Source organism: Sedimenticola hydrogenitrophicus, assembly GCF_025175675.1.
Lineage (GTDB): Bacteria > Pseudomonadota > Gammaproteobacteria > Chromatiales > Chromatiaceae > Sedimenticola > Sedimenticola hydrogenitrophicus.
Genome location: NZ_JANIOA010000077.1, coordinates 1 through 5,499, shown reverse-complemented (window position 1 = coordinate 5,499; position 5,499 = coordinate 1). Strand labels below are relative to the sequence as shown.

Sequence of the window (5,499 nt, the reverse complement as noted above, 5' to 3'; positions counted from 1 at the left end):
GACTCCAACCCCTCAACCCCCCATCAAAGAAGGGCCTCCGCCGGTTTTGTTCCAGTGCCCGAGCCAGTAGACTACCCTCTCTGTTCAATCGTGGTCCGCAACAGGAGATCCGCATGTCCAATATCCGCCCCTTCGACGGCATGCTGCCCAAGCTCGGTGCGTCGGTCTGGGTCGACCCGAGCGCGGTGATCATCGGTAATGTGGAGATCGGCGACCATACCTCGATCTGGCCGACGACGGTGATCCGCGGCGACGTGAACCGAATCTGTATCGGCAGCCGCAGCAATATCCAGGACGGCAGCGTGCTGCATGTGACCCACGCCAATCCCGCCTCGCCCGGTGGCCACGGTCTGATCATCGGCGACGATGTCACCGCCGGCCACAAGGTGCTGCTGCACGGCTGCAGCGTCGGTAACCGCTGCCTGATCGGCATGGGTTCCATCGTCATGGACGGTGCGGTGCTGGCGTCCGACATCATCCTCGCCGCCGGTAGTCTGGTGACCGAGGGCAAGGTGCTGGAGAGCGGCTATCTCTGGTGCGGTTCGCCGGCCAAGCGGCTGCGCAAGCTGACCGAGGAGGAGCTGGCGTTTCTGCCCTATGTGGCGAGCCACTATGTGACGCTGGCGGAGAAGTACCGTAACGCCGGGTGATCTATCCGGTAGAGGGCAGAGTCAGGCCGCCCCTCCGCAGGTTTGCCCACTACCCTGTTTATCGTCACGTTGTATTCCTGCCCCTGCGTACTACAGTTTAACACCTGCAGTGTCTGCCCCCTTCTGTGTAGACACCTTATCCAGGCATATCAACTGAGAATGATGTGTCCCCGCGTTGGTTCGGATTGGCAGATGATCCGGGCATGCGACACAAATCCCGAGCGGAAAGAGAAGATCCGAGTTGCGAATGCACTTGGCGAGCCCTGAAATAATCCGCTTTTTCGGTACTTTTTCATTACGAAGAGGAAACGCTGATGAGCATTTTTATCACACAAGGCAATTATACCGGCCAGGCAATTAAGGGCATGGTCGACAAGCCTGAGGATCGGAAGGGTGCTGTGGCCGCGCTGATGGAATCAGTTGGGGCAAAACTCCTTCAGTACTATGTCACATCGGGTAAATATGACTTTATGGTCATTGCCGAAGGTGACAGCTTGAGTGATGTCATGGCTGGATTGTTGATCGCGGGATCGAGCGGGAGTGTCACCAACCTGATAACTACCCAGGCGATGACAACGCAAGAGGCCAAGTCAGCAATGGAAAAGGCCAAATTGGCGCGTGGCGGATTCAAAGGCGCAGGCGTCAACGGCTAACGGAGCGTTTTGGCTTGGTAAGCTCAGGGGGCCGGAACTCCTGATCACCCCGGCTCCCGGGAGCTTGCGGACTGTTGATTACCCCGTAGTTGGGCGATCACCGGGGCGGTCTCCGGGCGCACGCCACGCCACAGGAAGAACGATTCGGCCGCCTGCTCCACCAGCATGCCGAGGCCATCCAGCGCCTTGACGGCCCGCTGCTGTCGCCCCCAGCGTACGAAGGCGGTGGGCTCGCTGGCGTACATCATGTCATAGGTCCAGCCGCCGCCGGCCAGGATGCCGTCCGGCAGAGGTGGCACCTCGCCCCGCAGTCCGGCCGCCGTACCGTTGATGATCAGGTCGAACCGATCACCCTCCAACTCGTCCAGGCCACTACCGTGTACCGGTCCCAGGGTCTGCAGTGCCGCCGCCAGTTGGCGCGCCCTGGCGGCGGTGCGGTTGGCGATTACCAGCCGCTCCGGGCCGCACTCCAGCAGCGGCCGCACCACCCCCTTGGAGGCGCCGCCGGCGCCCAGCAGCAGGATACGGCAGCCGGCCAGCAGGCAGCCGTGATTGAGGCTCAGGTCGCGCACCAGCCCGGCGCCGTCGGTGTTGTCGCCGCGCAGCCGCCCGTTGGCCAGCGGGATCAGGGTGTTCACGGCGCCGGCGCTCTCGGCCCGGGGGCTGCGCTCGTCCACCAGCGCCCAGGCCTGCTCCTTGAACGGCACGGTGACGTTGAGTCCGCGCCCGCCGGCGGCGAAGAACGCCCGCACATCGGCCGCGAAGCCATCCAGGTGGCCGAGCAGCCGTTCATAGGTCAACGCCTCGCCGGTCTGTGCGGCGAAGGCCTGGTGGATCGGCGGCGACTTGCTGTGTTCGATGGGATTGCCGATGACGGCGTATCTGTCGGTCATGATTTGTTGCTTCTATTGGAAAGGGAGCGATGCGGTTCGTTTCACTCACCGCATCCTACAAATTTTCCGGGGCTGTGGGTCTATCAGCTCAACCTCAACATCAGGCGACTTCCCGGATGTAGGGTGCCGGTGAGCTTGCGAACCGCACCTAGCCTCACCGGAAACGGCAGCCCCCCCCTCCATGCGGTTCGTTTCGCTTATCGCATCATTGGGGCTAGGCTACGTTACTCGATATTGACGCCGAACGCTGGCGACTACTCGTTCAGCCACTCGGCCGCGCTCTTGGCGAAGTAGGTGAGGATGCCGTCGGCCCCGGCGCGCTTGAAGCAGAGCAGTGCCTCCAGCACCACCGCCCGCTCGTCCAGCCAGCCGTTCATCGAGGCGGCCTTGAGCATCGCGTACTCGCCGCTCACCTGGTAGGCGAAGGTGGGCACGCCGAAGCTCTCCTTGACCCGACGCACGATATCCAGATAGGGCATGCCGGGTTTCACCATCACCATGTCGGCGCCTTCGTTCAGGTCCAGCTCCACCTCGCGCAGCGCCTCGTCCGAGTTGGCCGGGTCCATCTGGTAGGTGTACTTGTTGCCGCCCCCCAGATTGGCCGCCGAACCCACGGCGTCGCGGAACGGGCCGTAGAAGCTGGAGGCGTACTTGGCCGAATAGGCGAGGATGCGGGTGTGGATGTGGCCGGCCGACTCCAGCGCCGCGCGCACCTCGCCGATGCGCCCGTCCATCATGTCCGAGGGGGCCACCACGTCGGCCCCGGCGGCGGCGTGGGAGATGGCCTGGCGCACCAGCACCTCCACCGTCTCGTCGTTCATCACATAGCCGGACTTGTCCAGCAGGCCGTCCTGGCCGTGGGTGGTGAAGGGGTCGAGGGCGACGTCGGTGATCACCCCCAGCTCGGGCAGCGCGTCCTTGAGGGCGCGCACCGCGCGCTGGGCCAGGCCGTCCGGGTTGAACGCCTCCCGCGCATCCAGCGACTTGGCGCTCTGCGGGGTGACCGGAAACAGCGCCAGGGCGGGGATGCCCAGGGCGGCGGCTTCCTTGGCCTCCTTGACCAGCAGGTCGATACTCATCCGTTCCACCCCCGGCATGGAGGCGACCGCCTCGCGCACGCCGCTGCCCTCCAGCACGAACAGCGGATAGATGAAGTCGGCCGGGGTCAGCCCGTTTTCGCGCATCAGGCGGCGGGAGAAGTCATCCCGGCGCATGCGGCGTGGGCGAGCGGCGGGGTAGCGTGCGGAGAGGGCGGTTTTACTCTGCATGGGTGAAGCTCCAACGTGCAGCTATTGAAAGATCTGAATTCACTAAACGGTCTCTAAGATACCGCACCACCCTGCGCGGCTCCACTCAGATATGGCCGGATATGGTATCTTTGCCCGGTTTTTGTCGCCAGGAAGTGTGTGGAGTCGCTGAAGTATGCAGAAGCCACCCTATATTTTTGATGTGGATGTGGCGGGGTTCGACCAGCAGGTGCTGGCGGCCTCGGAGCAGGGGCCGGTGCTGGTGGATTTCTGGGCCGAGTGGTGCTCCCCCTGTCTGGCCCTGGCGCCGGCCCTGGAACGGGTGGTCGGGGAGCGGGCCGGGGAGGTCCGGCTGGCCAAGGTGGAGGTGGATGACAACATGAAACTGGCCGGCCATTACCGCCTGCGTGGATTCCCCACGGTGATCCTGTTTCATCGCCAACAGGAGCTGGGGCGGTTCAGCGGCGCGCGTGCCGTGCACTGGATTGATGAGTGGATCGATCAGCATCTAGGAGCCTGTCGGGTTTAACGCTGTTTGGCTGCAAATCCCTGGATGGCGATCAACTCAGCTTATCGAACTCGTTAAATAGGCCCACTATTCGCCTCGTTCGATAAACTGATTTGATTCGCCCCCAGTGATTTGACTTCGGGCATCCATGCCCTACGCCCCTTCGGGGCCGGCTTCGCCGCTCAATCCGTTCCTGCGGATTAGTCGCTTCAAACGGATAAACCCGACAGACTCCTAGGTTGAGCCTGGGGCTTTCTGAAAAATCCTACAGGCCCCTCGGGATAGCGGCGTAGGGAAGGCGGTCGCCACGGTTTAGAATCCGTCGCTTGCGACAGAGTGGCACCCCGTGCCTGGGGACGAAGCCGGATCTTTTTTTCAGGAATTCGCCCGCCCGCTATCAAGAAAAGCCTAGGGATGTCCGCTACTGATAACGTGACCCGGCGATCGGGTCAGATTTTAATTGCCCCTGGAGATGGATTAACAGGGCCTACGGAGATAAACAGAAATGGGAATATCAGCGCTGATTTCAATTACCCGCAATCGGCACCTGATGCTGATGCTGATGCTGTTGCTTGTCTGCCTGCCCTTGGCGGTCCCAGCGGAAGAGCTGGCCGGGCCACAGCAGGTGGTTCAGCGGATTTCGGATCAGCTGCAGCAGATCCTGATGAACAATCAGCAGCGGTTGCAGGAGGATCCGGCCTTTGTTTATCAGCTGGCCAACGACGTGCTGGTTCCCCACGTGGATTTCGTTCATGTCTCCAGCCTGGTGCTGGGTAAACACTGGCGCCGCGCCACGGATGAGCAGAAACAGGCGTTTTCCCAGCAGTTCCAGCGTCTGCTGGTGAGGACCTACTCCACCGCTTTCAAGGAGTTTCAGGGCTGGGAGATCAGCTATACCCCGCTGCGCATGAACGCAGGGGATAGCGATGTGGCGGTGCATACCCTGATCAATCGCACGGGTGCCCCACCGGTGGCGGTGGTCTATCGCATGCACATCCAGGATGGTGACTGGAAGGCCTATGACGTGAAGATCGAGGGGATCAGCCTGGTCACCAATTACCGCACCAGCTTTGCCAGGGAGGTACGGCGCAGCGGCATGCGCGGGCTGATCGAACGGATCACCGAACTCAACGACAGCCGGGTCAAGCAGGTGGCCGAAAACAGCTCCACCTGATCCGAGGGCAGCGATGTAAAAAACGGCAGAATGTGAAAAAATTGTCTAAAGTTTTATCAGGGACGGTCGAAGATAACAGTGAAGGTTGAAGTAACAGTTTCCACGATGAACCAACTATGGCAAAGGGTGCATCGTCGCATGAGGGGGGCTGTGGTTACAGCTCCGCTCAATGCATCTTTTAGAGCATCTCCTCCGGCGCTTAAACGGCGCTTTCGGGCTCATCCCCTCCCCAGGTGAGTCCGTTTTTTTTACCATCCCCCGAGATCCCCGTTCCAGCGATCCAGGCACCCGGCGCAGCCTTGCGCTAGAACGGTTGCCGCCACCACTGGGCGCCCCCCGTCACGATTCTCGATACGGCACCGTGGTGCGGCCAA

At 61.8% G+C, this 5,499-nt stretch carries 6 protein-coding genes; 4 read left to right on the top strand and 2 right to left on the bottom strand.

Going from position 1 to position 5,499, the window contains the following annotated elements; translation table 11 throughout:
* Positions 1-113: 113 nt before the first annotated feature.
* Positions 114-650, top strand: a complete 537-nt coding sequence (locus tag NPX02_RS20770) for a gamma carbonic anhydrase family protein (protein ID WP_260295971.1) — start codon at positions 114-116, stop codon at positions 648-650.
* Between the two features lie 314 nt (positions 651-964).
* Positions 965-1,303, top strand: coding sequence for a GYD domain-containing protein (locus NPX02_RS20765; RefSeq protein ID WP_260295970.1), 339 nt, complete (start codon positions 965-967; stop codon positions 1,301-1,303).
* Between the two features lie 44 nt (positions 1,304-1,347).
* Here the strand turns inward: NPX02_RS20765 and aroE are convergent, their stop codons facing one another.
* Both aroE and hemB read right to left on the bottom strand, forming a co-directional pair.
* Positions 1,348-2,196 carry a shikimate dehydrogenase gene (aroE, locus tag NPX02_RS20760; RefSeq protein WP_260295969.1) on the bottom strand — a complete coding sequence of 283 codons (849 nt, stop codon included), beginning with the start codon at positions 2,194-2,196 and terminating at the stop codon, positions 1,348-1,350.
* A 254-nt stretch (positions 2,197-2,450) separates the two neighbouring features.
* Entirely contained in the window at positions 2,451-3,464 is a 1,014-nt protein-coding gene (gene hemB, locus NPX02_RS20755; protein WP_260295968.1) for a porphobilinogen synthase, read from the bottom strand.
* Between the two features lie 154 nt (positions 3,465-3,618).
* Here hemB and NPX02_RS20750 point away from each other — a divergent pair, with 154 nt between their 5' ends.
* Together NPX02_RS20750 and NPX02_RS20745 are read left to right on the top strand one after the other, a co-directional pair.
* Entirely contained in the window at positions 3,619-3,972 is a 354-nt protein-coding gene (locus NPX02_RS20750; protein WP_260295967.1) for a thioredoxin family protein, read from the top strand.
* A 484-nt stretch (positions 3,973-4,456) separates the two neighbouring features.
* Entirely contained in the window at positions 4,457-5,125 is a 669-nt protein-coding gene (locus tag NPX02_RS20745) for an MlaC/ttg2D family ABC transporter substrate-binding protein (protein ID WP_260295966.1), read from the top strand.
* Positions 5,126-5,499 lie beyond the last annotated feature (374 nt).